Genomic DNA, 26,177 nt, shown 5'->3' on the forward strand with positions numbered 1-26,177 from the left:
CGGCCTCGAAGCACCGGGTGCCCGCACGGCCCGTCGAGAGGCGACCGCGCCGGGACCGTCCGGTGCCGCGAGGGCGCGCAGGGCGTGGCGGCGGCTGACGTCTCAGCTCATGACCACCTTGTAGGCCTGGTAGACCTTCGGCTCCGTTTCGGGAATCCCGACGTCCCGCAGCAGGGGCGCGAGCTGCTGCCCGAATTTCCGGAACGCCTCCTCGGACTCCCAGACGTCCGTGACGAACCATCCGGTCGGGCTGGGACCGGTGGCGTGGGAGATCAAGCCCGGCACGGGCCAGTCCGAGGCCGCCGCGAGCCCGCGCCCCCCGGTCATCAGGTCGGTGAGCTGCTCGTACTGAGCCTGGGTGGTACCGGGGAAGTCAAAAGTGATGATGATCGCCATGGTGAGGACCGCCCTGGATCGATTGCGTCGGTTGCCGCTCCGAGCTGACCAGTGCGGACGGCGGGCTGCCAGTGGAGCAGGGCCGTCCGCATGCATCCCGGAACTCCGGCGGACGCCGCGGGTGGCGACCGGGGCGACGCGGGACCCGCGTCCACGGCCGGAATCCGGAGCCACCTGACGTCCGCGGCGCGGTGGGGTTCGGCAGAACCGCGGCCCCGGTCCTCCCGCCGGATTCGTGAATCCGGCGGGTGCCGGCAGCTCGGCCGTGCCGCCGGTGCGAGCGGCACGGCTCCGCACGGGGCGTGCCCGGGCGCCTCAGGACCAGGGAGAGGTCACGACCCAGCTCGTGTCGTCCGGCCATGCGGTGGCGCTGTCCCAGTCGTGGGAACCGCCGTGACTCGCGATGTAGGCGCCGTAGTTGTAGTGACGCACGAAGTCGCCCGGGTAGTTGGCGGACCGGAGGGAGACGCCCTGCCCGTTGTGGCTCGCCTGGGGGCAGAACGTGGCGTCCAGCCTGGACAGTGCACTGCCGTCCGGGGCGTCGACGCGCAGCCGGAGGTCGTAGTGACGCAGGTACTGCCCCGGTTTGTCGGCGGATTCGAAGGAGACGCACGAGGCATCGCCCAGCCCCGGACGCACGATCCAGGTGGCGGCGGCCTTGTCGGCGGACGTGCTGGACGAGGTGACCGCAGCGATGGCGGCGTAGCTGTCGGCGCTGTTGTGTCGAAGATAGTTGGTGGTGCAGCAGGACGTGGTGGCCCGCAAGGACACCCGGGCACCGGCGCCAGGGGCTCCGGCCAGGGCCGACGTGGCGTATCCGGCCGCGTTGATGTTGGCCTGTACGGCGTTCTCGGTCGCCGCCGAAGGGTAGCCGGACGTCATGACACCCTCGTAGAAGGTGCCGGCGGAGCTGTTGCTGTTGTCGCCGCCGATGCCGAGGATGATCGCGCCTTCCTTCTTCATCGGGTGGTAACCCGATGCGTTGGGGCGCGGGCCGTCGTAGTACGTGGACAGGCCGCCGGACTGGGCGTTGCCGGCGCGGATCGCCCAGTGGTTCGCCTCGCCCTTGACGACCGCGGTGAGGAAGCGGTGGCTGACGCTGGGGTCGTTGGCGTTGTAGCCGGGGTTGACTCCGGAGAACAGACCGTTCTCGAGGTCGGCCATGACCCAGGGCCCGTTGCCCGTGCCGTACCCCCACGCCTTGATGTTGCCGAAGTAGATCGTCTCCATGGTGCCGTTGCCGTTGTCCCGGCTGTTGGTCTCGGCGTTTCCGTAGTCGAAGCAGCAACCGGCGTTGTAGTGGCTGCCGTCGAGGACCGCGTACATGCCCTCCGGCTGGTCGCCGGTGGCGATCCCGCTGGTGCTGTTGTCGCGGTAGCCGGTGCCGGGCGCGACGAAGAGGCCGTAGGCCTTGTGCCCGCCCACGGTGACGGGCGCGGCGGATGCTTCGGCGTGGTTGTCGTACCCTCCCGCGGCGGGTCCCTGGAATCCTCCGGGCGGCGCCTGGGTGAGATGGTTGCCGCGCGCGGACTGGTCGTAGACGACCGAGATGAGGCAGCTCGTCCCCGCGCAGAAGGAGTCCTGCGCGGCGGCATCGGCGTAGCCGCCCGCACCGGTCACCCCGATGTCCCGGGTCGAGCCGTCCGAGGCACGTCTGACCTGGTAAAGGCGGCCGTTGAAGGCGGAGAACAGGGCCCGGGTCGTGCTGTGCGCGGCCACGCAGGGTGTGCCGCCGGCGGCGTACAGGTCACAGGGCAGCGAGCCGGCGGCCGCGGCGTTGCCGCCGGCGGAGGCGGGGCCGCCGAGCAGAGTGCCGGCCAGCGCCAACACGAGCGCCAGCAGCGCGAGTGGCCTGAGCCGCCGTAAGGGGTCGGGTGTCACGGACATGGGGGGCTCCTGGGGGGTGAAGAGGTTCGACGGCGTCCCACGCCGGGGGGCAGACGGGTTGTTGTCATATGCATGCCATACATGAACGACGACTTGAACGACGATTCGACGCCTGCGCGAGGCCCGCCTGCTCGGCTTGGCCGGCGAGAGAGGCGCTCGATGTTCGATTTCTCGAACATTGAACGTTCTGCCGGACAGACTCTGATGATAGGAGGGGCGTCATCCGTGTCAACACATCGCGCACGTCCGATACTTCGACCACTGCCACCTGCGGTCATCACCGGAGGTGACCCCCACCATCGACGGAGCAGAGATCGCGGTCGTCACCCGATCCAACGGGCGGCTGCCTCGTAGGTGGTGGCCGGAGTGCTGTTGAAGGCGATGGCCGCTTCGGGGGCATGCCGCCGAACCAGGTTGACCACCTGCTCGAGGAGCTCTACCTGGTCGTCCGAGTGCCGCAGGCCGCCCCCGATGGTGACGCACTCCCACGGATGGGCGCGCAGCGCACTACCGACGACCGCCCCGACATCGTCGCTTCCGTCGAGACCGATGAGGCAGGTCTCGACGCTCACCCCGTGCGCGGCGAACTCCGCCAGTCCCGACTCGATCGCCTTGACCACCGGCTCGGGATCCCACGGCCCGGGCACCCTGTACGGGTCGAGCCCGATGACGAGGACGCGAGGCGATGCGGTGGTGTCCATGTTCGGACGATACGCGCCGGACGACCCGCTCGTCAGGCCGGGATCCGCGCGCCTCGGCGCCGGGGACCCGCCGGTAGAGTCGGTCCGAGAAGCGTGCCGAGCTGGGGGACTCATGACGGCAGCGGGTGCACCGCCCATCATCTTCGTACACGGGACGCGGTTCAGCGCGGGACAGTGGAGTCCGCAGCTCGCCGCACTCCAGGAGGACTTCCGCGTAGCCGCTGTTGACCTACCGGGCCACGGCGCCCGCTCGGCTCAACCCTGGAGCCTGAACGCGGCGACGGAGATCATCGCTTCCGCGGTGGACACGCTGGACTGCGGGCCGGCCCTGGTCGTCGGGCACTCGCTCGGCGGATACGCCTCGCTGGAGTTCGCGCGGCGCTGCCCCGAGCGACTGCGAGGTCTGGTCCTTGCCGGAGCCAGCGCCTCGACTCGTGGCCCGTGGGCCACGCCGTATCGGTGGGTCGCCGGGCTCGTCCCTCGCCTACCGGCGGCTCGGCTCGCCCAGTGGAACGACCAGTTGCTGCGCCGGCTCTATCCTCCCGAGGTGGTGGAGCCGACCATCCACTCCGGCTACGCCTTCCACACCCTGCCGGCCGCATGGGGCGAGGTGCTGGGCCGCTTCGACGCGGGCGCGATGCGTCATGTGGCGGCTCCTGTGCTCATCCTGAACGGCGAGAGGGACACCCTCTTCCGGTCCGGCGAGACGGACTTCGCCCGCGCGCATCCGAACACCCGCATCGAACTGATCCCGCGCGCACGACATCTCGCGAACTTCGACGATCCGGATGCCTTCACCGATGCGGTACGCCGTTTCGCCATGCAGCTACCTGTGCGCAGCTGAGCGCGCGTGAGTCGGGTCCACCAGCGCCGCCCGAGCACAGTGGGACCGAGAGCGCTCAGGCCCACCGAATCGCCGCGCAGTGGGGCACTGCGGTGACCGGTCACGAACACAGCAGGGCGAACGTCGCCTGAAGCGGCACCAGCGACACGCGGTCACGGCGCACCCCTTACGCGGCTCTCCCCGCACCTCGGCTCCACTCCCCGGGACAGCCGTCGACCGCAAGGGCCACCCCGCGACCGATGCGGTCCACGCGGCATGCTTGGCGGCTTTCGGCCTCACCATTCGAACCCGGCGGGCTCAGAATGGCGAGTACATGCCGAAGGAGGTCGCGGTGAGTCCCATGCGTTCCGAAAGACCCCGTTCCACCCTGGTGCGGGCCGTCGTCGTGGTGGCGCTGCTCTTCGGCTGGTCCGCCGCCATCGGACCGGTTGCCCACGCAGGGGACGGTGCAGGGCGACAGGCAGCCGTCGCGGTCCGCGGGGGCGACACCCTCTACAGCACCGGAACGCGCTGCACCGTGGGCTTCAACGCCCGCTCCGGCACCACGATGTACGCGCTCCTCTCCGGCCGGTGTGCACAGGGCGCCCGCACCTGGTACGCCGACGCCGCGTTGACCGTCAGCGTCGGCGTCACGGCCGGGGTGAGCTTCCCGGGGAACGACTACGCGAGCGTCCGGTACACCAACACGTCGGTCGCCTACCCGGGTGAGGTCTCGCTGGGCGCCTCCGGTATCCGCGACATCACCGGCGCGGCAAGTCCCGTCGTCGGGCAGTCGGTCTGCCACGTGGGGCGAACCACGGGATACCGGTGCGGGACCGTCCAGGCCGTGAACGTCACCGTCAACTACGGCGGGGGAACCGTGTACGGACTGTTCCGGTCCACCATCTGTTCCGAGCCCGGGGATGCCGGCGGTCCGGCGTTCTCCGGCGGCACGGCACTCGGCATCATCGTCGGAGGCAGCGGCAACTGCAGTACGGGAGGCGTCACTTACTACCAGCCGGTGGCCGAGTGGCTGTCGGCGTACGGGCTGAGCGTCTACTGAGCCGGCCGAGGGCGCCGCGTCCGGCCGGCCGTGCCGACGGCGCCGGTATCTGCCCATCCTGCCGTGTCCGGAACGCGTGCAGACCGCCGCGGTGCAGGGCGCCCCAACTCCCCTCCTCACGCGGCGTGGTGCAGCCAGCGCTCGAGAACGGTCGTGATGTGTTCGGGCAGGGCGCTGAGCTGATCGAGCACGGCACGGTCCTCGGGCGCCGGCGGGATCCCCGCGGCGGTGAGTGCCGCGTGCAGAGCCAGTCGCCGCTCGTCGCACGGAGCGAGGGTGTACGGGAGACGGTGGGCCGGATTGGGCGGTGGCAGGAAGTAGTCGGTCTCGGCATGTTCGGGAGCCGGCCATGCCGTGTCGGCGGGGTGTGCGGCGTAGGGGTCGGCAAGTGCGCAGGAGCTGAGGTTCTCGTGACTCCAGGGCGTCATCTGTGTCTCCTCACTGGCGTAATGGCGAGTCACAGGTCCAGAGTTCCGCCGGTGCCGGTTCGGTTGCGGTCACGGCCGGATGTCACGCGGACAGCGCCATCGACGGCTGATCACCTCATGTGACCAGCAGTCGGCAGCCGGACAGGATCTCCGCGTGGACGGCTCCGCGGACCGGTCTGCACCGCCCGGCCCGACGCCGGGCAGGACAACGGCCGACGGCCCCACGCACGGTCGGGTGCATCACCGGGCACGAGCAGGGGCCGGCCGCCTCAAGTTCCCCTCAGGTATTCGATCATGCTCTTGCCGCCTGCATGCGCCACAAGTAGCGTCCACCTCATTGATCGCCACCTGACGCTCACTCCGGGGGATTCGAATGGGCAACCGGGCATCCTGGCGTGCGGCTGGCGTCATCGCAGCCCTTGCGGGGATCCTCGCCGCATGCACCGCTTCCGGAGAGTCGGCCGGCTCTCCGCGGCGAACCGCCACGACTACGTCGGAAACGGCAATCCGGCAGCAGGAGTCGGAGAGAAGGCTCACCGGACAAGCTCAAGCCGTCCTCGCCGGCGTCCACGAAGGAGACATGGTCGAGGCGGGTGTCGAACGCGTCACCGACGGTGTCCACACCGAACCCGGCCTGGACGAAGGCAAGACGTACCGGCTCAACGTCGTGTGCGTCGGAAGCGGCAGCGCACGCCTGACACTTCTGCCGGCGGGTCTCGGCGCGGCGACAGCGTTCCCCTGCGATCGGTCGGTGGTTCAGCTCAGGCTTACCGCGGAGCTGCTTCGCGTCAACATCGAAGGGGCCGAAGGGGCGACTGGTGTGATCGCCTGGCAGATCGACGCCGTCTGATGTCCCACGGCGGGCACCCTCTCGGCACTCCTCTGAGGAAACCCGGCGTCACGGACTCCTCTTGACAGCTCACCGTCCGCGGTGCGGACTACACCTGACCGGTGGCGAACAGTTCGAGGTGGCCGCACTTCGGGCAGCGGAACGCCTCGATCTGGCGCCGGGGCCGGCCCATCCGCTTGGCTCCCCCCAGTATCCCCCGCTCCAACGCGCCCTCGATCCAGCGGGCATACCCGCGCGAATGCTCGCCGGCGTCCTCGATGAAGCCCTCCGCCAGCCCGACGGTTCCACACTGTGTGCACGTGTAGTTGTTCATCCCGGGAGTCTAGGAAACGGAAGCGGGCCCGCGGCCACCGCATGCGGACCCCCTCTCCGCGCGCACCCACGCCCGCCGGGCGGCACACCGGGACGGTGACGTCCGGCGTGCAACGAGGGCCGCCTAGCGGGAGCCCTCCTCAAGGACGCGGCGGGCCGCCTCGGCCTCTGCCGCGGAGGGAGACAGCTCGTCCAGGGTGTCGAGTTCGTCGTCCCCCTGCAGTTCCTGCTCCCAGGCTTCGGCCAGGCGCTCCTGCTCCTCACCGGATGTGGCGAGTACGGCCTCCCGGTCGGCGGGACTCAAGGCCGCGAGGAAGCGTCGAATCGAGTCGTTCGGCATTCCGTAACCTCACCGCTGGACGTTTGGCTGGCCGGGTCAGCATCGCCAATCGGCGCAGTGATAACCGCTCGACACAGCCGCAACACACTCGGATGGCCCCTGCTCGGACCGCGGGCGCCAGTGCCCGCGGGAGTCATGCGGGGCTGAGGGGATGGCCTGCGTTGGCGGACCGCGGGGGCCAGGTGTGGGGGGCGAGGATCCCCAGGACGTAGGCGCGGGCGACGAGAGCGGGGCGGGTCGCGGCACCGAGGAGGTGTCGCAGACGGCTGAGGTGGTAGTCGAGCGTCTGCCGCGACAGCTTCAGCGAGGCGGCGATGTCGCTGTTGCTGCTGCCCTGCGCCAGGAGCGACAGGATGCGGATCTGGGCGGCCGTGAGCGGCGGGTGGGCCTCGTGGGCGAGGGCCAGGTGGGTGATCACGGCCCAGACGTGGCGGGCCCGGCTCGCAGAATGGCCGATTGTCGTCAGGTGAAGCTCCGCGCGGCGCTGCATCCCCTGGGGATCGATGAGCACGGCGGTGGTCTCCACTCGGCGGGTGCGGCGGGCTATCAGGCTGTTCCACCGGCGGTGCAGACGGTCGACGTCGGGGGCGGGTTCCGGGGCGAGCAGGGTGTGGGCGCGACGGCCGACCAGGTCGGACACGCTGAGCTGGAAGAGCTCGGCGGCCGCCACGCTCGCCTCGATCACGCGCCCGCTCGCCGACAGCAGGGCGCAGGGCAGCCCGCTGTGGTCGCGCAGCGCGCTGAGGTTCTCCTCGGCCTCCTGACGCTGGGCGGTGGCGCGCAGGTGGTCGGTGATGTCCACGTAGATCCCGGCGATGCAGGTGTGGGCGGATTCCCGTACGGGGAAGCGGTGGCCGACGGCTCGGCCTGCACTGCCGTCCGGGCGCCGGTAGCGCAGGGTGTGGCGCACCGGTGTGCCTCTGGTGAGTATCTGTTGGTCGAGCGCGCGGAAGCGGTCGGCTTCGGCGGGGGTGTCGAAGTCCTCGATGTATCTGCCCACCAGTTGCTGGGGCACGGTGCCGTACAGGTGGGCGTAGGCGTGGTTGGCCCACAGGTAGCGCCCGTGGCGGTCCCGGATGAAGGCGGCGGCCGGGGCGAGGTCCACGAGGTCGGCGAAGGCGGTGTAGCCGCGGGGTACGACGGCGTGCACCTCGGCCTCCGGTGCGTCGGTGCGCGGGCGGTGGTGAGCTTCGTGCTCGTCGAGACGGCGGCTCAAGTCTGCCGGGCGGCCCGCGGAGTGGCGGCCGACTTCGGAGCCGGGCCCCTCGATGCCGGTCCGTCGGCGGGCATCTTCCACCGGGTGCTCGGGAGTCGAGCGTTCCCGACACGTCCGGTCGGGCAGGCGCTGCGCGGTGTCCGTACCGGTGAGGGGCTCGCCTCCCGGTTCCCGTGCCTGCCGCGGCTCGTCGACTTCCCTCCAGAACACGGGAAGGTGCTCGAGCAGTGCCTTGAGGCTGGGGTCGTCCACAGCGGTCTCCGTCCGTATACGACTGGCTGACGCTCAGTCACACGACGTTGGATATCCCGCCCTGTCGAGCACAAGCTCGGTTCCCGGCCGAAGTGCCGAAAGTGGTCGCTACCTCCCGACGGAGCACGGCGGCGGACGGAGTGTGGCTCCGGACGGAACTCCAGGGGCTCCTCCACACCGGCTCCAAGAGCCGGTCCACGGCTACGGCGGAGGACGGGGAGACTCGTCGCCCCGCCCCAGGGCTCGGCGTGTACGCGCCGAATCGTGTCCAGTGGTCCCACTTGGGGTGCCACTCAGGCATTTGCCTGAACTGCAGCCGTCCTGTGCGGCGTTGACGGCCTTCGCCGCCTGGTCCCCTGGAGTGTGCGGGTGAACGAGCCCCGGCGTTCACGCACTCGATGTCCTCGGGCCCGTCACCGCACCGGCGGTGCGGACAGGGCCCGTACCGGCTAGACGAATGGAGACGATTTCCTGTGAGCACGGTGCTGTTGGTGCATGCCAAGGGTGGTCCGCCGCTCGGCCATGTCCTGTCGCGGACGGCTGCGAGGGCGGATGTGCACCTACTGGCGCTCACCGCTCTTCCTCCCGCCGTGGCGGACTCCGCCGCCGTCTTGTGCGCTTCGGTGGTGGGGTCCGACGAGGCGGACTCCTCCGATCTGGTGTCCATGATCGTCGCCCGGGCCAAGGAGGTGGGCGCGGAGGCGGTTCTCACGTTCTCCGAGTACGCGGTCGTGGCCGTGGCGGAGGCCTGCGAGGAGCTCGGCCTGGCGGGAGCGGGGTCCGCCAGCGCGCTCGCCCGCGACAAGCGGCTCATGCGCAGCACCTGGCAGCGGCACGCCCTGCCGCAGCCGGCGTTCCGTGCAGTGGCCACGGAGACGGACCTGGACGCGGCGGTGCGCTCCCTGTCCTGCCCTCTGCTCCTCAAGGCGGCCTGGAGCGCGGGGTCCACCGCGCACCAGATCATCCACTCCGCCGAGGAGGCGTCCACAGCCTGGGCGCGTTCGAGGGACGTCATGGCCGAGTCGGCCCGGCTGGGATACGCGGAGCTTCATGTCGCCGAGGCCAATGCGGACTTCGTGGTCGAGGAGATCGTCAGCGGCACGGCTGCGGGCTGGTTCGAGGAGCCCGGCTGGGGTGACTACCTCAGCGTGGAGGGCGTCGTGGCGGACGGCGTCTTCCATCCCGTCTGCCTCAGCGGCCGGATGCCGACCGTCGAGCCGTTCACCGAGCGTGCCGGCATCACCCCTGCCCTGCTGTCCCCGGACGCGCAGGAGCGGGTGGTGGACCTGGCCCGACGCGCCGTGGACGCTCTGGGCCTGCGCGACTGCGGCACCCACACCGAGATCAAGCTCGGTCCGGACGGGAGCATGTGGCTGATCGAGACGGCTGCCCGGTTCGGCGGTGCGATGACGGTGCCGCAGATCGAGGAGGTCTTCGGTCTCGACCTGGTGGGCATGCTCGTCGATCACCTTCTGGGGCGCCCCGTCGAGTGGCCCGAGGCGGCTCTGACGCCGGCGCAGGCCCGCGGTGCGGCGGGCTCGCTGGTCGTTCTCGCGGTAGACGGGCAGGGCGAGGCCTGGCAGGGCCGCAAGGTCTGGGACTTCGACCGGGTCGCGGCGGAGGTGCCCTTGAGCCGGAACAGCAGGCTGTCGGTGGTGAAGGAGAGTTCGCTGGCCGACGGTGAGGTCGTACCGGTCTACGACCCGGCGGCGGGCGCCAACACCATGGCGGCCTTGTGCCTGCTGTCCGCTGCCGACGCGCGGACGGTGCTGCGGGACTTCGAGACCCTGGTGGACGCCCTGCCGCGGGTGCTGCCCGCCGCGCGCCACGAGGAGGTCTGCGCATGAGCACCCAGCTGATCGCCGGTGCGGCCGAGCCGGCCACGGACCGCACGGTCGTCGGCGAGAACCTGTCCCTGCCGCTGTTCCGGACGCTGTCCGGGGTCCTGGCAGGTCACCCCTATCTCAAGGTCGTCGTCGACCGCGCGGAGAACACCTGGCACCTGCTCGACACCAGCGCGCATCCCTTCCATGTCAACTACATCGCCACCCGCGTGCTGGGGATGGACCTGACCGAACTGGACGCTGATCTGGACGCGTTCAACGCCTCCGTCTACGCCGATCCGGGACGACGCTTCCTGCTCGGTGTGCTGTCCCTGCACACCGAGCAGGACCCGGAGGGCCGGGAGCGGCCGTTCCTCGTGCTGGAGACGACCGAAGCCGACACCATGCACGGGGAACTGCTGGAGTTCTTCTACGAGTTCGTGCGCGCCCGGGTCGACAGCAGGCTGCCGCTGCTCCTCAAGCCCGCCAACCACGGGCAGGAGGAGGAACTGTCGGCGATCAGCGAACAGCGTGTGCCGCGCATCCTGAGCCACGAGCTGTTCGGATCCCGGGAACGGACACCGCTGAACCCCGGCGAGGCCACCGGGAGGCTGCGGTTCTTCCGTACGCCCGAGGAATACGCGGCAGCGGAAGCGGGCCTCGGCTGGGCGGACATCGTGGCGATGCCGTGCCTGCCCGACGACGTGCCGCGCGTCGCCGGTTTCGTCAACACCGCCCCCATCACGCCGCTTTCGCACACCAACGTCCTCGCCTCCGGCTGGGGTATCCCCAACGCGATCGTCCGCGACCTGGAACAGCTGGTGGAGCAGGGCAGCCTGGACGGAGCGTGGGTGCGCTACCGGGTGGGTGAGGACGAGATATCACTGACGCGCCTGGATCACGAGCCCGCCCTGCGCGCTCCGGCCTGGCACCAGCAGCGCATCCGCCTCGAACCGCCGCTGCTGGAGGACGCGCCCGTGCTCTCCCTGCACCGGCTGCGCGGCGCCGACCGCGACCGCTACGGCACCAAGGCCGCCAACCTCGGCGAGCTGCACCATGTGCTCGACAGCCGTACGGCGGATCTGACGTCCTTCTACGCACGGCCCCGGCCGCCGCGCGAGGACCTCTACGGGCACCTTGCCGCCCGGTTCGGACTCAGTGCGCCCTCTGCGCAACAACTTCGCGCCCGCGCAGCGGAGTTCGTCGCCGGTGCCGTCGGCGCTCCGGAGGGTGTCGCCCTACCCTTCTCGCTCCAGCAGCGCTTCCTCGCCTCCTCCCCCGCCCTGCAGCAGGGCATCGGCAAGCTGAAGATGGCACTCGAACTCGAAGCCACCGACGTGGTGGACTCGCTCTGCCTGCACCTGCAGCACCTGATCCGCAACACGCCGGTACCCGAGGCCGTCACCCGGCAGATCGAGCAGGCCTTCCCCGCAGCGGCGGCCTCGCGGCAGCGTCTGGTGGTGCGTTCCTCCTCCAATGCCGAGGACCTGCCGGGATTCTCCGCGGCAGGTGTCTACGACTCCGTCACCACCGTCCACGGCACCGCCGAACTCGCGGACGCCGTACGGCAGGTGTGGGCCTCCCTGGTCTCGCCGCGCAGCGTGCGGCTGCGCCACCAGGTCGGAATCTCCCTCGACGACACCTACATGGGCGTGATCATCCAGGAGTACGTCCCCGCCACGTTGGGCGGTGTCCTGGTGACCTGCAACCCGACCCGCAGGGAGGACTTCCGCAACGTCTACCTCAACTGCTCCCCGGGCTCCCCCGAGCAGGTGGTCGACGGTACGGTCCTGCCCCAGCAGTACCTGTACAACACCGTGGAGGGCGGGGGTCGCACCGTCGCCCTGGGTTCCTGGGGCGAGGGGCTGTCCGCCGCGCTCCGCGCCCGGCTCGCCGACCTGTGCCTGGCCGGACGGCTCCTGCAGTCCCACTTCAGCGAGGCCGATGTGGACAAGCCGCTCGACATCGAGTGGCTGATGACCGACCAGGGCGACTTCCGGTTGGTCCAGATCCGCCCCTACGCGCTGTGAGTGCGTTTCCCGGTCGGCGGCACCCTTCGGGCGCGACGGCGGCCACGGGCCTGACGGACACCGCGCGCCGGATCATCCGGCTCAACTACGGCTTCCAGCTGCTGTTCAACCTGCTGTGGTGGATGCCGGTCTTCTACGCCTACCAGAAGGCGGCCGGCCTCTCGGACGGGCAGATCTTCGGTATCCAGAGCATCTACTACGTGGCCTTCTGCCTGCTGGAGATCCCGACGGGGCTGATCGCGGACCGGATCGGCACCCGCAACTGCCTGCGGGCCGGTGCGGTCGTCATGACGGCGGCGAATCTGGCCCCGGTCGTCAGCGCCTCGTACACCGGCTTCCTCGTGCACTTCCTGGCCATCGCCGCCGGCCGGTCCCTCACGTCCGGTGCGGCGAGCGCCTACCTGTACGACGGACTGCGGGAGGAGCAGTGCGACGACCACTATCTGCGTGCCGAGGGCACCGCACGGGCCCTGGGGCTGGCCGCCAAGGTGGTGTGCTGGCCGCTGGTCGGGCCGCTGATGGCCCTGTCCCACCCGGCTCCGTACGTGCTCAGCGCCGCGAGCGCTGCGGGCTCTCTCGCCTGCGCCGTGCTGCTGCCCCGGCTCGCCGGGGCGGGTGAGAGCGCGCGGCGGGCGGACGCGGACCGGCGGCGCGGTGCGTTCCTGCGGGATGCGGGTACGGCGCTGCGCTGCGTCGCCTCCTCGCGGTGGCTGGCCCTGGTGATGGTCCAGGGCGTCGCGGTGTTCACGCTGTCCCGGATCTGCCAGGTCAACCTCTTCCAGCCGATTCTCCTGGACCACGGCATCGCGGAGTCCTCGCACGGTGGGGTGCTGGCCGCGATGACGGTGGCGGAGGCGGTGGCCTCGGCCCGCCCGCAGTGGCTGAGCCGGCGGCTGCCACCGGTCGCCTGGGTGTCGCTGCTCAGCCTCGCGCTCGCCGGCACCCTGGCGGCGACGGCGCTCGGCGGGCCCTGGGTCGTCGTGGTGCTGCTCTGCCTGTTCGCCGCGGCGACCGGCTTCGCGTTCCCCGTCCAGCGCAAGCTGGTCAACGACGCCGTGCCCGCACACGCCCCGCGGGCCACGCTGCTGTCGGTGGAGAGCATCGTGGACCGCGCGGTGTGCGCGCTGGCCGCGATCGCCGCGGGGGCGTACTTGTCGGCCGGGAACCTCCACGCCCTGCTGTGGCACAGCGCGCTGGCGACGGTGGTGCTGCTCGGGGTCTTCCAACTGCTCCTGCGCAGTGGGGTGGTCGCCCGGGGACAGGAGGCGGAGCAAGAGGTGCCGGGTCTGCGGGCCGTTCCTGCCGGGGCCGATCGCGCAGGGGCAGCGGCGGATGCGGGTGGCGACGGCCCCCAATGCACGGTCCAGCCGCCTGGCCGTCCGAAGGGCGGGGCGTAGAGGGGGCTCGGCGGTTTCGTGGCCGCGGGGCCGGGGCCCGCTCCGCGGTCGTACGCTCCGTTGCGGAACGGGCCTACGACCGCGGGCTCTTCGGTCGGTGGGGTCGCTCGGCGTCAGCGTCGGCCGAGGAGTTCGACCAGCCCGGCCGGAAGGAACGCGGGCCGGTGGGGCCGGCCGACCTGGTAGCCCACGAAGCCCTGCGAGGAGGCCACGTCCACCTCCTGGGCCGTCTCCGCCTGGTAGACGAGGCGGCAGCCGCCCGAATCGGCCTTCGCGCGCTGCCACAGGACCGGAGCGGGTTTGCGTTCGGCTTCGCTGCGCGGAGTGCGGATCCGGTCGCCGAAGTCCTCCCAGGCGAAGGGCACCGGGCCCCGCCACGTCGCGTCGACCTCCTTCTTCAGCCGGGCGGCACGCTCGGCGTCCGTCGTGCCCCAGGCGGGCGGCACGTTGGTGATCAGGCCGACCCGGATGTGGCGTTCCCGCAGCGCCCGTAAGTAGGAGGCAGCGCCGCGCAGATAGCTGGTGCTGCCGTCGTCGGCGGTGTGCACCAGCGTCTCCCCCAGGTCGAAGTACACGACGGGGCAGGCGCGTTCGCGGCCCGCAGGAGCCGTGAGGGTTGAATGGGCGTCCTCGATCGCGTTGCCGGGGGCGGCCGCAGCCGCGGAGGCGCAGAGCAGTGTCGACGCCAGGGCGGTGCCCAGCGCGAGGCTCGCACGGACCGTACTGTGGGAGGCGGATCTGTTCATGCCACCGATGACCTTTCTTCTGCCGAGTACATGACACATCGGTGGTCTTGTGCCCCGTCGGGTCAGCGCATCACCCGTCTCCCCTGATGTCCTCAACCGCAGCCATCTCGGCGGCGGTTCAAGCGCGACGAGCTGCCGCTCGGGTGGTCGACTGCCGCCGGGCGCCCGCGAGGCGGTCCTGACCGCTGAAGCGCGTCACGTCCGGACCGGCGGCCCCTGCTCCGGGTCCCGAACGGCGCGCAGGCCGGAGTCACCTGCGCTTCCGGATCAGCTGACCGTGAAGTCGGCCGCCTTGCTGTCCAGCGTGGTCTCGCCGTCCTCGGCAGCGGCGAGGACGGCGACGTGCCACAGACCGTGCGGGGATGCCTCCGCCTCCGCACGGGTGACGGTGACGGAGTACGTGCACCGCACGGTGTCCTCGCCGGACGGCTTGCAGGTGGCGGATTCCGCACCGGCCATGTCCTTCGCGGTCAGCCCGTGCCGGGCGAAGGACGAGTTCGCCGGCCAGGCCAGGACCTTCACCTCGTCGACGCCGGACGACGCCGTGACGTCCGTGGTGAAGGTCAGCGAGCCGGCACGGTCGCCGTCGGGGGCGGCGGCATAGCGGGCGGAGCTGTGGGCGACAGCGAGAGGCTGGTCGCCGGCGTAGGCGACAGCGAACGCTCCGGCACCGGCGAGAACGACAAGACCGGCGGTCAAGGACAGGACAGTACGTCGCGACATGAGAAGGTCCCCCAACAGGCTCAGCAGGATCGGACGGGCGCCCTTGGTGGCCCCGCTGCGCCCATACTGTCGGCGCTGTGGGGGTGGGTGTATGAGCACACGTACTCAAAGCCGTTCTGAGTAGGCCCAGTCGAGGCGGTCGGGTCGGTGTGCGGCGCGCCCGGGGCCGGCAGTTGTTCCGTCCCCCTAGCACCCCGCGTGGGAGCAGCGGACGGCCATGTATCAGCTGTCCTGAGCGAGGAGGCCCTGGATCACCTGATCAAGGAACAGGTACTCCGACTCCGAACCCTGAGGGATCAGCCGCGTGGTCTCCACCAGCCAGGAGCGGAGAGTCCGGCGGCAGATCTCCACCACCACCGCCGTCCTCGGCGGCCCCAGTCGCACGCAGACCACGTCCTCGCCCTGCCGGCGCGCCGAGGGCCACACGGCAACGTCACCCGACCCGTCGTGCCGGTGGAGCCCCGCCATGAGCTGCTCACGCGACAGGTGCCACTGCACGTTCTCCCCGGCCGTGTGCAGGGTCATGACTATCGTGAACGGCTGCTCGGCCGAGTAGTGCAGGGTCAGGCCGAGCCCGTGGGGCGGCTGGTCGTGCGCCACCAGCGTGGCTCGGTGCACCAGGTACGTGTAGGGAATCGGATCCGTCTCGCGAAGAGAGACGGAGATGAATGCGGACAAGGCGGCCTTCCAGGAACGTTCGGGACGCGGAAGGCGGCAGCCGTGATGAGCCTGTGCAGGAGCCGCCGTCGCGGACGGCAGCGCCTGCTCTCCCAAGCGCTGTGTCCCTCTACCCCGTGCACCCGACGTCAATCACCCCGTCTTCTTCACCTGGTCGAGCGCTCCCCACGGCGTCCACCAGGCCCTGCGCGAAGACGCCGGGAGAGCGACGCAGCTGCCCGCCGGGGAGAGGCCCGGGGCGGGAGGTGCCAGGGGTCCGTGCCAGGTCACGCGGCACGAACCTCCGGCGACCGACGGGTCGGCCCAACCGTCCCTCAGGCGGTCCCCGTACGGTGCTGACGTCGGCGTTTCGGCGGCCCGAGCGGGATCAGCCGCAGGGGGCCCGGCCTCGCAGTCCGGCCCGCGCTTGCGCCGCTGGGCAGCGATGTCCCGGATACGGGCGAGAGGGCTGCGGGCGATACAGAGGAACAGGCGCGCGTGGTGGGTGAAGATCGGTTGCCCCGCGGCGTGCCCGCCCGCAGCTCCCCCGGAGTGCGATCCCGCGTGGCGGCAGTCCGGCATCCGGCGGGGAGCCGGTGCCGGCCGCGGGCATCGCCCGGAGCTTCCCAGGATGGCCGTCTTCGGCCCGGGGAAGGACCTGCCGAGGGCTCCCGGGGCTGCTGCTCATGCGGTGGACCGGGGCGGACCGGCGCGGGCGGGCGGGCATCGCCGGCCGCCTGCAGCCGGTTCCGCAAGCAGTCACCCGACGGAGTGCCGCTCCCGCGAGGAGCCGCCCCGGCGTCGACGGCGATCCCGGCCTCCGCCGCGTCCCCCTGGTGCAGAAAGGTCCTGCCGTCGGCGTTGCCGTGCTCGCCGGGGGAAAGGCGCAGATGGGCGGTGATGCGCTTTCCCGCCGCCTGGAGTACGACGGTGACGTGGTCGCTGATCGCATGGACCAGGTGCAGGCCGTGGCCGCCTATGCGGTGAGGGTCCTTCTCCTGTCTGGCGGGTCCGTCGGGGGAGGTGTCCCAGACCGTGATCGTCAGTACTTCGTCCGACAGCTGCAGCGTCATACCGCAGGGGCCGGGAGCGTGCCGGACGGCGTTGGTGACCAACTCGCTGACTGCGAGCTCGGCGTCTGCGGCCAGTGAGGACGGCACGGAGGTACGGCCGAGGCGGGGAGCGTGGGTGAGGAAGGCGCGCAGGGCCAGGCGCGCGTCCGCGGCGCGGGCAGCACCGTGGGTCCAGGCCACGCAGTAGCGCAGACCGGCATTCCCGTCCGTACCCTGCTCATCTGCCGCCTGCTTCCTAAGCGGACTGATCATGAGGGCTCTTTCATTGTGGTCGCCGCTCGGGGCGGCATTTCCGTAGCCCTCTACCCCGGCACCAACCACACACGCCTGCCTGTTCACTGGTGCCACTTCGATCGTCCGGGGCATCCGAACTTGCCTACCGCCCACGCCAGGAGCGGGGCGCCGGTCTGGCCTCAGGCGAGCCGGGCCTCCGTGCGACCGCTCGGTGAGGATCACCGCGTACCCGTGCTGCATCGCCCACCACGGCGACGCACGAAGGTGGCGGCGCTCCGCCTGCTCCTCCTCGCCTCCGGTCAAGATGCGGAGCCATACAGCCATATCCGGCACGGCATGACGCTTTGGTGCAACGAATTGACCGACCCGTGCCATTGCTCGGATACCGGGGATTTTCGGGTGGACAACGGGCTAGGCTGGCCTGAACTAGTCGCCTGGACCCCGCGAATGGTCTGGCCGCCTTCGGTCCTGGACCTCGCTGTAACGGATGTCCGCTAGGCCCGGCGTTGCGTCACGGCTTCGCGTCATGATCGAGCGGCAGGTGCCGGCCCCCTGGGATCGATCTGTGAGCGGTGCCGAGGAGTTGGTGCAGGCCCGTCCGTGGCACAGCCCGGACGGGCCGCAGCCTGTCGGAGCCGCCGCGCCGGGTGGACTCCGCGACGTGCCCCCCCCCCCAGGGCCCCGGGCCTACTTGCCGCTGTCCTCCGCGAGCGTGTGGGCGACGAGCGCGTTGGCGTGCCCGTGCCCGAGCCCGTGTTCCGTCTTCAGCCAGGTGACGAGCTCCATGTGCTTGGTCAGAGGCGAGGTGCGGATGAGGTCCTTCCAGTCCCCCATCGGGCGGCCGTACTTCTTCTCGATCGAAGGAAAGTAGCTGGCGGGTCCCTTTACCGGTTCGGTCATCACCGTGTCCTGTTCTACGATCGCCAACGGAACTGGACGGTACAGTACTCGCACGAGTACTGGTCAGTCCAGTACTGTCTCCGAGGACACTGCGTAACGAACGAGAGGAGAGCCGGCGATGGACAGCAGGTCGGCGCGCAAGCATCAAGCGATCTTGGATGCCGCCACCACCGTGTTCCTGGAGAAGGGGTACTCGGGCACGAGCATGGACGACGTCGCGAGGCTCGCCGCGGTCTCCAAGCAAACCGTCTACAAGCACTTCGCCGACAAGGAGAAGCTGTTCGCCGAGATCGTCCTGGCGACCACCGACCGCATCGACGCCATGGTCGACCTCGTGGCCGACATCCCCGCCGAAGCCGAACGGCTGGAGGAGAACCTCACCCGTCTCGCCCGCCGGTTCCTGACGGCCCTCACCCAGCCCCAGGTGATCCGGCTGCGCCGCCTGGTCATCGCCAACGCCGACGCCTTCCCCGAGCTCGGCGCCGCCTGGTACGAGCAGGGCTTCGAGCGCATCCTGGCCACCCTCGCGGACACCTTCCGGCGTCTCACCGACCAGGGACTGCTCAAGACCGACGACCCGATGCTGGCCGCGCACCACTTCGCCGGACTCCTGTTGTGGATCCCGGTGAACCGGGCCATGTTCCACGGCACCGCCGAGTACAGCGAAGCCGACCTCGACCGCTGTGCGGCTGAAGGCATCCGCGCCTTCCTCGCCGCCTACGGCTGACTCGGTCACCCGATCTCGCCGCGGCACGTCGCGAAGCAGGCGGGTGAAGCCTGAGCCGCCGTCATCCGTACCGGGCATGGATGAGGACCTCCGCCGTATCCGGCCGGTTCGGCGGCAGCGACACGTTGGAGGCGAGAGTGATGGACGAACAAGGCGAGAACACCGACCCCCGCACTATCAGCACCCCGGTCCTCGTCGTGGGTGGCTCCCTGGTCGGACTGGCGACCTCGGTGTTCCTGGGGCGGCTGGGAGTACCGCATGTGCTGGTGGAGCGCCATGCGGGCACCTCCATCCACCCGCGTGGCCGCGGCAACAACGTCCGGACGATGGAACTGTTCCGGGTGGCGGGTGTCGAGAAGGCGATCCAGGAGGCCGCGGCCACCCTGGCCGACAACCACGGCATCCTCCAAACGCCCACCCTGGTCGGCGACGCGGGCGAGTGGCTGCTGAAGGACATCGACCCGGGCGGCGGACTGGCCCGCTTCAGCCCCAGCGGCTGGTGCCTGTGCAGCCAGAACGACCTGGAGCCGGTCCTCCTCGACCACGCCGGCCGGCACGGCGGCGACCTGCGGTTCTCCACCGAGTTGATGTCGTTCGACAGCGGCCCCGACGGGGTCACCGCAGTGGTCAAGAGCCGTGAGACGGGCGAGCACACCACCATCCACGCGGCATACCTCGTCGCGGCCGACGGCCCTCGCAGTCCCGTCCGCGAGCAGCTCGGTATCGGCCAGAGCGGGCCCGGCGACCTCTTCCACAACGTCAGCCTCACCTTCCGTTCCCGCCGTCTCGCCGACGTCGTGGGCGATCGCCGCTTCATCGTCTGCTACCTGACCAATCCCGAGGCCGACGGCACCCTGCTGCCGGTGGACAACCAGGAGAACTGGGTCTTCCACGCGCCCTGGCACCCCGAACACGGGGAAACCCTGGAGGAGTTCACCGAGGAGCGGTGCGTGGAGCACATCCGCCGGGCGATCGGGGTGGCCGATCTCGACGTGGAGATCACCGGCAAGGCGCCCTGGCACGCGGCTCAGCGGGTCGCCCGCAGCTATCAGTCGGGGCGGGTGTTCCTGGCCGGAGACTCGGCCCACGAGATGTCCCCCACGGGGGCGTTCGGCTCCAACACCGGTATCCAGGACGCGCACAACCTCGCCTGGAAGCTGGCCGCTGTGCTGGAGGGATGGGCCGGAGAACGACTGCTGGACACCTACGACGCCGAGCGCCGCCCCGTGGCCGAAGCCACCAGCGCACGGGCCGCGGTCCGGTCGGCCGAGCACAGCCACCCCGGATACGCCGCGCCGCCCGCCGCCGGCGGAGGCGGCCCCAAGCGGGGCATCCTCAACGTCGCCCTCGGCTACCGCTACCCGCAGGGCGCCGTCGTCGGCGCCGACCCCGCGGTCCCGGTGGTACCGGAGGTCCTCGACCTGACCGGCGGCCCCGGCAGCAGGGCACCGCACCAGTGGGTCCGCCGCGGGAACGAGCGGGTCTCCACGCTCGACCTCTACGAGCGGTCCCTGGTCCTGCTCAGCGACGCCGACGAAGCGAACGGCTGGCACGACGCCGCAGCACGCCTCGCCAAGGAGCTGGACATCCCGCTCACGTCGTACCGAGTCGGTACCGGAGCCGAGGCCGACCTGACACCGGAGGACGACGCCGACTGGGCCGAGCGCCACGGAACGGCCCGTGGAGGTGCCGTACTCGTCCGTCCCGACGGGTTCGTCGCATGGCGGTCCCCGGGCCCGGACGCGGCGGCGGAAGCATCACTGCGCCGCGTCCTGACGACCGTACTGGGCATCGCCTGACCCTTTTGCGCGCGGACGACGGGACCGCTCCGGCCCGGACCGGACGCGACCGCGAAGCCGGGGCCGCCACACCTGCACCCGTGTGGCGGCCCCGCCGGCTTTTCGTATGACGGGTGCTGGACGACGCCGTGGCGGTGGGAGGGGACGGACGAGGCGTCAGTCCACTCCTTCGCCGCACGGGTCGGCGCGGCCTCACCGCACCCCGCGGTGACGAGCCCGCCCCCTCCGAGAAGGAACGTCCTTGTCACCCACGTACTTCACCCGAGTCGCGCGGTCGCGGGGACGGGCACACGATCGAAAAACGCTGACGTCGCTTCGTCGCGGCGCACGTTCACTTTCCCCTTCCGCGAAGGAGATGTACGCAGCATGACCACCACGTCCGAACGTGTGGCAGGTTCGCGGGCGCGACAGGCCTCACCGCATGTCTCCCAGACCGTGTTCGACGGTTCCCGCCTCCGAGTCGTCCTTCTGGTCGACGTCTACGACGGGGCCCAGCAGCAGTTCCTCGAGGCCTACGAGCAGCTGTGCAACCAGGTCGCGTCCGTCCCCGGGCACGTCAGCGACCAGCTGTGCCAGTCGATCGAGAACCCCTCCCAGTGGCTCATCACGAGCGAGTGGGAGAGTGCCCCGCCGTTCCTCGCCTGGGTGAACAGCGAAGAGCACGTGGCGATGGTGGAGCCGCTGCACAGCTGCGTCCGCGACACCAGGTCGCTGCGCTTCCACGTCGTACGGGAGACCGGCGGCCCGGCGACGGGCGCCGACCCGTCCGAGCGCCGGCTCCAGACGTCGCCCCGGATCGGCGACGGCGTCATCCGGCACGCGCTGACCTTCACCGTCAAGCCGGGCAGCGAGGAGATCGTCGCCAAGATTCTCGCCGACTACGACTCGCCCGACCCGCAGGTCGACGACACCACACGGCTCTGCCGCACCTCGCTGTTCATGCACGGCAACCGCGTGGTCCGGGCCATCGAGGTACGCGGCGACCTGCTGACCGCACTCCGCCACGTCGCGCGGCAGCCCGAGGTGCGGGCGGTCGAGGAGGCCATCAACCCCCACCTGGAGCAGGACCGGGACCTCAACGACCCCGAGTCCGCCCGGCTCTTCTTCACCAGGGCCGCGCTGCCCGCCGTCCACCACGTGACGACGCAGTCGCCTCAACCGCAGGCAGCCGAGCGGAACGCCCTGTACTACCCGGCCCGCCCGGACCACGGCCTGAAGCTGGCCGAACTCCTCGCCCGCCAGGACGAAGCCGCGGCCGACGACCCCGGCAGCCCGATCGTCCGCAGCACGATCTTCCAGCGCGACGACGTGGTGGTACGGCTGATCGACGTACGCGGCGGGATCGCGGCGGTCGACCCCGTCCACACCCTTGGCCTCGCCGACCCCGGGCAGATCGTCGAGCTGACGACGCTCCTGGACGACGCCGGTGCGGACGCCACCGCCGCCGCGGACGGCGACCTCGCGCGCCTCGTCGAGGTGGCCCGCATGGATCTCATCACCGACCGCCGGTCGCCCGACGCCTGATTCGTCATCGCGTGGATCAGGGCGGGGGCCGCCGCCGCCACATCGGTGCAGTACATCATCGAAGGGAACGTCGTGATCACAGCTCGTCCCAAGATCGTGGATCTCAGTGAGGTCGAACCCAACCGCCGGCGCGGCGGCGACCTGCGCGCCATGCTCACGCCTGCCACCGTGGGCGCCACCAGCGGCTTCATGGGCGTGGCCCTCATCCCGCCCGGCGACCGCATCGGAGAGCACTACCACCCGTACTCCGAGGAGTTCGTGTACGTCGTGTGCGGGCAGCTCGAGGTCGACCTGGACGGTGAGCCGCACCCGCTCCTGCCCGAGCAGGGCCTGCTGATCCCTCTCAACGTCCGCCACCGCTTCCGCAATGTCGGCAACGTGGAGGCCCGGATGGTCTTCCACCTCGGCCCGCTGGCCCCGAGCCCGCCGCTGGGCCACGTCGACACCGAAGAGACCGACGCCGAGCCCGTGGTGACCGCGACCGGCGCGGCCGAGCGAGGCCGGGTCGGGTCATGACGAGGCGCGTGGCGGTCACCGGCATAGGCATTGTCGCCCCCGGCGGCATAGGCGTACCCGCGTTCTGGGACCTGCTGGCGGCCGGGCGTACGGCAACACGGGGCATCACCTTCTTCGACCCGGCCGGTCTGCGCTCACGCATCGCCGCCGAGTGCGACTTCGACCCCCGCGCCCATGGCCTGGACGCGTCGGACGTCGAACGGTGCGACCGCTACATCCAGTTCGCGCTCGCCGCAGGGGAGGAAGCGCTACGGGACTCCGGTCTCGACCTCGGCGCCGAGAACCCCTGGCGCGTCGGCGTCTCGCTGGGCACCGCCGTCGGTGGCACCACCCGGCTGGAGAACGACTACGTCCTGGTCAGCCACGGTGGGCAGCGCTGGGACGTGGACCACCACAAGGCCGCCCCGGACCTGCACCGCGCCTTCTCGCCCAGCACCCTCGCCTCGACGGTGGCGGAGCGGTTCGGGGCGCAGGGTCCGGTGCAGACCGTCTCCACCGGTTGCACCTCCGGACTCGACGCGGTCGGGTACGCCTTCCACACGGTGCAGGAGGGCCGGGCCGACGTCTGCATCACGGGCGCCTCGGACTCGCCGATCTCACCGATCACCATGGCGTGCTTCGACGCGATCAAGGCCACGTCCCCCAACAACGACGACCCGGCCCACGCCTCGCGCCCCTTCGACGCCGATCGCAACGGGTTCGTGATGGGCGAGGGCGGCGCCGTACTCGTGGTGGAGGAGCTCGAACACGCCCGAGCGCGCGGTGCGCACGTGTACTGCGAGCTCAGCGGGTACGCCACGTTCGGCAACGCGTACCACATGACCGGGCTGACCAGTGAGGGCACGGAGATGGCACGCGCCATCGAGGACGCCCTGGATCACGCCCGGATCGACCCCGGCGGGATCGACTACGTGAACGCGCACGGGTCGGGCACCAAGCAGAACGACCGCCACGAGACCGCGGCGGTGAAGCGGGTGCTGGGCGAGCACGCCTACGAAACCCCCATGAGCTCCATCAAGTCGATGGTGGGCCACTCACTGGGGGCGATCGGGGCGATCGAACTCGTCGCCTGCGTGCTGGCCCTCACCCATCAGGTCGTACCGCCGACCGCGAACTACGAGACACCCGACCCCGAGTGCGACCTGGACTACGTCCCGCGCGTCGCCCGCGAGCGCAAGCTCACCAGCGTGCTCTCGGTGGGCAGCGGGTTCGGCGGTTTCCAGTCCGCGGTGGTCATGAACCGGCCGAGGGAGACGAGACGATGAACGAAGCCCGGCCACCGCGCGCGGTCATCACGGGAATCGGTGTGGTCGCGCCCAACGGAGCCAGCACCGAGACCTTCTGGAAGTCCACCAGCGAGGGCATCAGCGTCCTGGACCGGGTCACCCGCGAGGGCTGCGAACACCTGCCGCTGCGGGTGGCGGGCCAGGTGCGCGACTTCGACCCCGCGACCGCGATCGAGGAGCGCTTCCTGGTCCAGACCGACCGGTTCACCCACCTCGCGCTCGCCGCGGCGGACCAGGCACTGGACGACGCCCAGCTCCACCGGGCCGAGACCGACAACGTGCCGTTCTCCGTGGGCGTGGTCACCGCGGCCGGCTCCGGCGGCGGCGAGTTCGGACAACGAGAACTCCAGCAACTGTGGAGCAAGGGCAGTCGCTTCGTCGGCCCCTACCAGTCCATCGCCTGGTTCTACGCGGCCAGCACCGGCCAGATCTCCATCCGCCGCGGCTTCAAGGGCCCCTGCTCGGTCGTCGCGGCGGACGAGGCCGGCGGCCTGGACGCCCTCGCCCACGCGGCGCGAGGCGTCCAGCGCGGTACGGATGTGATCGTGGCCGGAGCCGCGGAGGCACCGATCGCCCCGTACTCCATGGTCTGCCAACTCGGTTACGAAGAACTCAGCACCCTCGAGGACCCCACCCGCGCCTACCGCCCGTTCACATCCGCGGCCTGCGGTTTCGTGCCCGCCGAGGGCGGAGCCATGGCCGTCGTGGAGGCGGAGACCACGGCACGGGCGCGTGGTGCACGGGTGCGGGCCCACCTGGCCGGTCACGGGGCGACCTTCACGGGAGCGTCCCGCTGGGAGGAATCCGGAGAAGGGCTCGCCCAGGCCGCCCGGCAGGCCCTGGCAGAGGCAGGGTGCGCTCCCGAGGACATCGACGTGGTCTTCGCCGACGCCCTGGGGGTGCCGGAGGCCGACCGCGCCGAAGCCCGGGCGATCGCCGACGTCCTCGGCGCGCACGGCAGGCGCGTGCCCGTCACGGCGCCGAAGACCGGAATCGGCCGGGGCTACTGCGCGGCGCCGCTGCTGGACGCCGCGGCGGCGGTGCTCGCCATGGAGCACGGCCTGATCCCGCCCACGCCCAACGTCTTCGACATCTGCCACGACCTCGACCTCGTGACCGGCCGGGCCCGAACCGCCGAGGTACGCACGGCGCTGGTCCTCAGCCGGGGGCTCATGGGGTCGAACTCGGCGCTGGTGCTGCGGCACGGCGCCACCGACGCCTCGTAACGAGGCGCCGCACAGCAACAGAGGAAGGAACCCGCCATGTCCGAACGCATCACCGCGGAAGAACTCGCCGAACTCATGAAGAAGTGCGCCGGGGTCACCGTCGCCCCGCAGGAACTCCACCGCGACGAGGTGGCCTTCGAGAGCCTGGGCGTCGACTCGCTCGGCCTGCTGGGTGTCGTGGGAGAGCTGGAGAACCGCTACGGCACGCCCATGCCGCCCGACGCCGAACGCTCCAAGACGCCTCAGGAGTTCCTCGGTCTCGTCAACAGTGCCCTGATGACAGGAGCGTGAAATGACCGGACACACGCAGAACGAGATCACGATCGCGGCTCCCGTCGACCTGGTCTGGGAGATGACCAACGACCTGGAGAACTGGCCGCAGTTGTTCAGCGAGTACGCCTCCGTCGAGGTCCTCTCCCGGGAGGGCCGGAAGACGACCTTCCGGCTGACCATGCACCCGGACGCGAACGGCACGGTGTGGAGCTGGGTCTCCGAGCGCGAGCCCGACCGCGACACGCTCACCGTCAAGGCCCGCCGGGTCGAGACGGGGCCCTTCGCCCACATGGACATCCGCTGGCAGTACGAGGAAGTCCCGGCCGGCACGCGGATGGTGTGGACGCAGGACTTCGCGATGAAGCCGGACGCGCCGGTCGACGATCAGTGGATGACCGACAACATCAACCGCAATTCCGAGATCCAGCTGGCCCTCATCCGGGACCGCATCGAGAAGGCCGCCGCCGAGCGCGGTGCCACTCCCGGTCTGACCGGCTGAACCGGACGGAGTTCCGCCATGCACCAAGGTTTGATCGTCGCCCGGATGGCCCCGGGTTCGGCACCGGACATCGCCAAGGTGTTCGAGGAGTCCGACCGCGGAGAACTCCCGCACCTCGTCGGCGTGGTCCGGCGCAGCCTGTTCCAGTTCGGCGACGTGTACATGCACCTGATCGAGTCCGAACGCGATCCCGGGCCCGCCATCGCCAAGGTCACCGGGCATCCCGAGTTCCGGGACGTCAGCGAGCGGCTGGCCACGTACGTCAGCGCCTACGACCCGGAGACCTGGCGTTCCCCCAAGGACGCCATGGCGCAGCGCTTCTACCTCTGGGAGCGCGATCCGGCCGGCTGACCCCCTCCGGAAACCCCGACCGGGTGGGGGGGGGGGGGGAGGGGGGGGGTGGGGGGGGGGGGGGGGGGGGGGGGGGGGGGGGGGGGGGGGGGGGGGGGGGGGGGGGGGCGGGGGGGGGGGGGGGT

27 protein-coding genes are annotated in these 26,177 nt (G+C 70.8%); 15 read left to right on the forward strand and 12 right to left on the reverse strand.

Translation table 11 applies throughout. The features are described 5' to 3' along the window. Positions 1-102: 102 nt before the first annotated feature. The 3 genes from ACZ4NT_RS29510 to ACZ4NT_RS29520 form a co-directional block, all read right to left on the reverse strand. A complete protein-coding gene (locus ACZ4NT_RS29510; protein ID WP_121407810.1) occupies positions 103-396 on the reverse strand; it encodes a hypothetical protein in 294 nt (97 codons plus the stop codon). 315 nt (positions 397-711) lie between these two features. Next, positions 712-2,283, reverse strand: coding sequence for an alpha-L-arabinofuranosidase B (locus ACZ4NT_RS29515; protein WP_467728324.1), 1,572 nt, complete (start codon positions 2,281-2,283; stop codon positions 712-714). Between the two features lie 323 nt (positions 2,284-2,606). Then, complete coding sequence (locus tag ACZ4NT_RS29520) at positions 2,607-2,984, reverse strand: hypothetical protein (RefSeq protein ID WP_467728325.1); 378 nt, start codon at positions 2,982-2,984, stop codon at positions 2,607-2,609. Between the two features lie 112 nt (positions 2,985-3,096). Between ACZ4NT_RS29520 and ACZ4NT_RS29525 the strand changes: the two genes are divergently transcribed. Next, complete coding sequence (locus ACZ4NT_RS29525) at positions 3,097-3,828, forward strand: alpha/beta fold hydrolase (RefSeq protein ID WP_467728326.1); 732 nt, start codon at positions 3,097-3,099, stop codon at positions 3,826-3,828. Positions 3,829-4,168: 340 nt separating this feature from the next. Beyond that, positions 4,169-4,870, forward strand: coding sequence for a S1 family peptidase (locus ACZ4NT_RS29530; RefSeq protein ID WP_467728327.1), 702 nt, complete (start codon positions 4,169-4,171; stop codon positions 4,868-4,870). A 116-nt stretch (positions 4,871-4,986) separates the two neighbouring features. On the opposite strand, the gene ACZ4NT_RS29535 is transcribed toward ACZ4NT_RS29530, so the two are convergent. Further along, positions 4,987-5,298: a hypothetical protein gene (locus ACZ4NT_RS29535; protein ID WP_121407815.1), complete on the reverse strand. Its 312-nt coding sequence runs from the start codon at positions 5,296-5,298 to the stop codon at positions 4,987-4,989. Between the two features lie 580 nt (positions 5,299-5,878). Between ACZ4NT_RS29535 and ACZ4NT_RS29540 the strand changes: the two genes are divergently transcribed. Further along, positions 5,879-6,148, forward strand: coding sequence for a hypothetical protein (locus ACZ4NT_RS29540; RefSeq protein ID WP_467728328.1), 270 nt, complete (start codon positions 5,879-5,881; stop codon positions 6,146-6,148). 88 nt (positions 6,149-6,236) lie between these two features. On the opposite strand, the gene ACZ4NT_RS29545 is transcribed toward ACZ4NT_RS29540, so the two are convergent. The 3 genes from ACZ4NT_RS29545 to ACZ4NT_RS29555 all read right to left on the reverse strand — a co-directional run bounded on the left by ACZ4NT_RS29545 (position 6,237) and on the right by ACZ4NT_RS29555 (position 8,268). Beyond that, positions 6,237-6,461, reverse strand: a complete 225-nt coding sequence (locus tag ACZ4NT_RS29545; RefSeq protein WP_121407817.1) for a hypothetical protein — start codon at positions 6,459-6,461, stop codon at positions 6,237-6,239. A 123-nt stretch (positions 6,462-6,584) separates the two neighbouring features. Further along, entirely contained in the window at positions 6,585-6,800 is a 216-nt protein-coding gene (locus ACZ4NT_RS29550) for a hypothetical protein (protein WP_121407818.1), read from the reverse strand. Between the two features lie 133 nt (positions 6,801-6,933). Continuing rightward, positions 6,934-8,268 (reverse strand): PAS domain-containing protein, encoded by a 1,335-nt coding sequence (locus tag ACZ4NT_RS29555; RefSeq protein WP_467728329.1) that lies wholly within the window; start codon positions 8,266-8,268, stop codon positions 6,934-6,936. 473 nt (positions 8,269-8,741) lie between these two features. On the opposite strand from ACZ4NT_RS29555, the gene ACZ4NT_RS29560 reads away from it, so the two are divergent. The 3 genes from ACZ4NT_RS29560 to ACZ4NT_RS29570 are packed head-to-tail and all read left to right on the forward strand — an operon-like array spanning position 8,742 to position 13,518. Further along, entirely contained in the window at positions 8,742-10,115 is a 1,374-nt protein-coding gene (locus tag ACZ4NT_RS29560; RefSeq protein WP_467728330.1) for an ATP-grasp domain-containing protein, read from the forward strand. Beyond that, positions 10,112-12,121 carry a PEP/pyruvate-binding domain-containing protein gene (locus ACZ4NT_RS29565; RefSeq protein ID WP_467728331.1) on the forward strand — a complete coding sequence of 670 codons (2,010 nt, stop codon included), beginning with the start codon at positions 10,112-10,114 and terminating at the stop codon, positions 12,119-12,121. The genes ACZ4NT_RS29560 and ACZ4NT_RS29565 overlap by 4 nt, the downstream gene beginning before the upstream one ends. After that, complete coding sequence (locus ACZ4NT_RS29570; protein WP_467728332.1) at positions 12,118-13,518, forward strand: MFS transporter; 1,401 nt, start codon at positions 12,118-12,120, stop codon at positions 13,516-13,518. The genes ACZ4NT_RS29565 and ACZ4NT_RS29570 overlap by 4 nt, the downstream gene beginning before the upstream one ends. Before the next feature lie 113 nt (positions 13,519-13,631). Here ACZ4NT_RS29570 and ACZ4NT_RS29575 read toward each other — a convergent pair whose 3' ends face one another. The 5 genes from ACZ4NT_RS29575 to ACZ4NT_RS29595 form a co-directional block, all read right to left on the reverse strand. Then, positions 13,632-14,264, reverse strand: a complete 633-nt coding sequence (locus tag ACZ4NT_RS29575) for a hypothetical protein (RefSeq protein ID WP_121407822.1) — start codon at positions 14,262-14,264, stop codon at positions 13,632-13,634. A gap of 267 nt (positions 14,265-14,531) precedes the next feature. Next, entirely contained in the window at positions 14,532-14,987 is a 456-nt protein-coding gene (locus tag ACZ4NT_RS29580; RefSeq protein WP_467728333.1) for a DUF5707 domain-containing protein, read from the reverse strand. Positions 14,988-15,209: 222 nt separating this feature from the next. Beyond that, complete coding sequence (locus ACZ4NT_RS29585; RefSeq protein WP_467728334.1) at positions 15,210-15,665, reverse strand: SsgA family sporulation/cell division regulator; 456 nt, start codon at positions 15,663-15,665, stop codon at positions 15,210-15,212. A 314-nt stretch (positions 15,666-15,979) separates the two neighbouring features. After that, positions 15,980-17,326, reverse strand: a complete 1,347-nt coding sequence (locus ACZ4NT_RS29590; protein WP_467728335.1) for an ATP-binding protein — start codon at positions 17,324-17,326, stop codon at positions 15,980-15,982. 312 nt (positions 17,327-17,638) lie between these two features. Then, positions 17,639-17,851, reverse strand: coding sequence for a DUF4287 domain-containing protein (locus ACZ4NT_RS29595; RefSeq protein ID WP_467728336.1), 213 nt, complete (start codon positions 17,849-17,851; stop codon positions 17,639-17,641). 118 nt (positions 17,852-17,969) lie between these two features. Here ACZ4NT_RS29595 and ACZ4NT_RS29600 point away from each other — a divergent pair, with 118 nt between their 5' ends. The 9 genes from ACZ4NT_RS29600 (at position 17,970) to ACZ4NT_RS29640 (ending at position 26,052) form a co-directional block, all read left to right on the forward strand. Continuing rightward, complete coding sequence (locus ACZ4NT_RS29600; protein WP_467728337.1) at positions 17,970-18,578, forward strand: TetR/AcrR family transcriptional regulator; 609 nt, start codon at positions 17,970-17,972, stop codon at positions 18,576-18,578. 140 nt (positions 18,579-18,718) lie between these two features. Next, entirely contained in the window at positions 18,719-20,377 is a 1,659-nt protein-coding gene (locus tag ACZ4NT_RS29605) for an FAD-dependent oxidoreductase (RefSeq protein WP_121407828.1), read from the forward strand. A 366-nt stretch (positions 20,378-20,743) separates the two neighbouring features. Next, positions 20,744-21,901 (forward strand): SchA/CurD-like domain-containing protein, encoded by a 1,158-nt coding sequence (locus ACZ4NT_RS29610; RefSeq protein ID WP_467728338.1) that lies wholly within the window; start codon positions 20,744-20,746, stop codon positions 21,899-21,901. Positions 21,902-21,973: 72 nt separating this feature from the next. Then, a complete protein-coding gene (locus tag ACZ4NT_RS29615; RefSeq protein ID WP_467728339.1) occupies positions 21,974-22,417 on the forward strand; it encodes a cupin domain-containing protein in 444 nt (147 codons plus the stop codon). Then, entirely contained in the window at positions 22,414-23,682 is a 1,269-nt protein-coding gene (locus ACZ4NT_RS29620; RefSeq protein WP_121407830.1) for a beta-ketoacyl-[acyl-carrier-protein] synthase family protein, read from the forward strand. Before ACZ4NT_RS29615 ends, ACZ4NT_RS29620 begins: the two co-directional genes overlap by 4 nt. Further along, on the forward strand, positions 23,679-24,929 hold the full coding sequence (locus ACZ4NT_RS29625) for a beta-ketoacyl synthase N-terminal-like domain-containing protein (protein ID WP_467728340.1): 1,251 nt from the start codon (positions 23,679-23,681) through the stop codon (positions 24,927-24,929). The genes ACZ4NT_RS29620 and ACZ4NT_RS29625 overlap by 4 nt, the downstream gene beginning before the upstream one ends. 36 nt (positions 24,930-24,965) lie before the next feature. Further along, the gene (locus ACZ4NT_RS29630) at positions 24,966-25,220 is read left to right on the forward strand and encodes an acyl carrier protein (protein ID WP_121407832.1); all 255 of its coding nucleotides are present in this window, start codon (positions 24,966-24,968) and stop codon (positions 25,218-25,220) included. A 1-nt stretch (position 25,221) separates the two neighbouring features. Next, on the forward strand, positions 25,222-25,701 hold the full coding sequence (locus ACZ4NT_RS29635; RefSeq protein WP_121407833.1) for an SRPBCC family protein: 480 nt from the start codon (positions 25,222-25,224) through the stop codon (positions 25,699-25,701). 18 nt (positions 25,702-25,719) lie between these two features. Next, positions 25,720-26,052, forward strand: a complete 333-nt coding sequence (locus tag ACZ4NT_RS29640; RefSeq protein ID WP_121407834.1) for a TcmI family type II polyketide cyclase — start codon at positions 25,720-25,722, stop codon at positions 26,050-26,052. Positions 26,053-26,177: the final 125 nt, after the last annotated feature.

The sequence above is a fragment of the Streptomyces sp. NPDC026417 genome, from assembly GCF_055567695.1.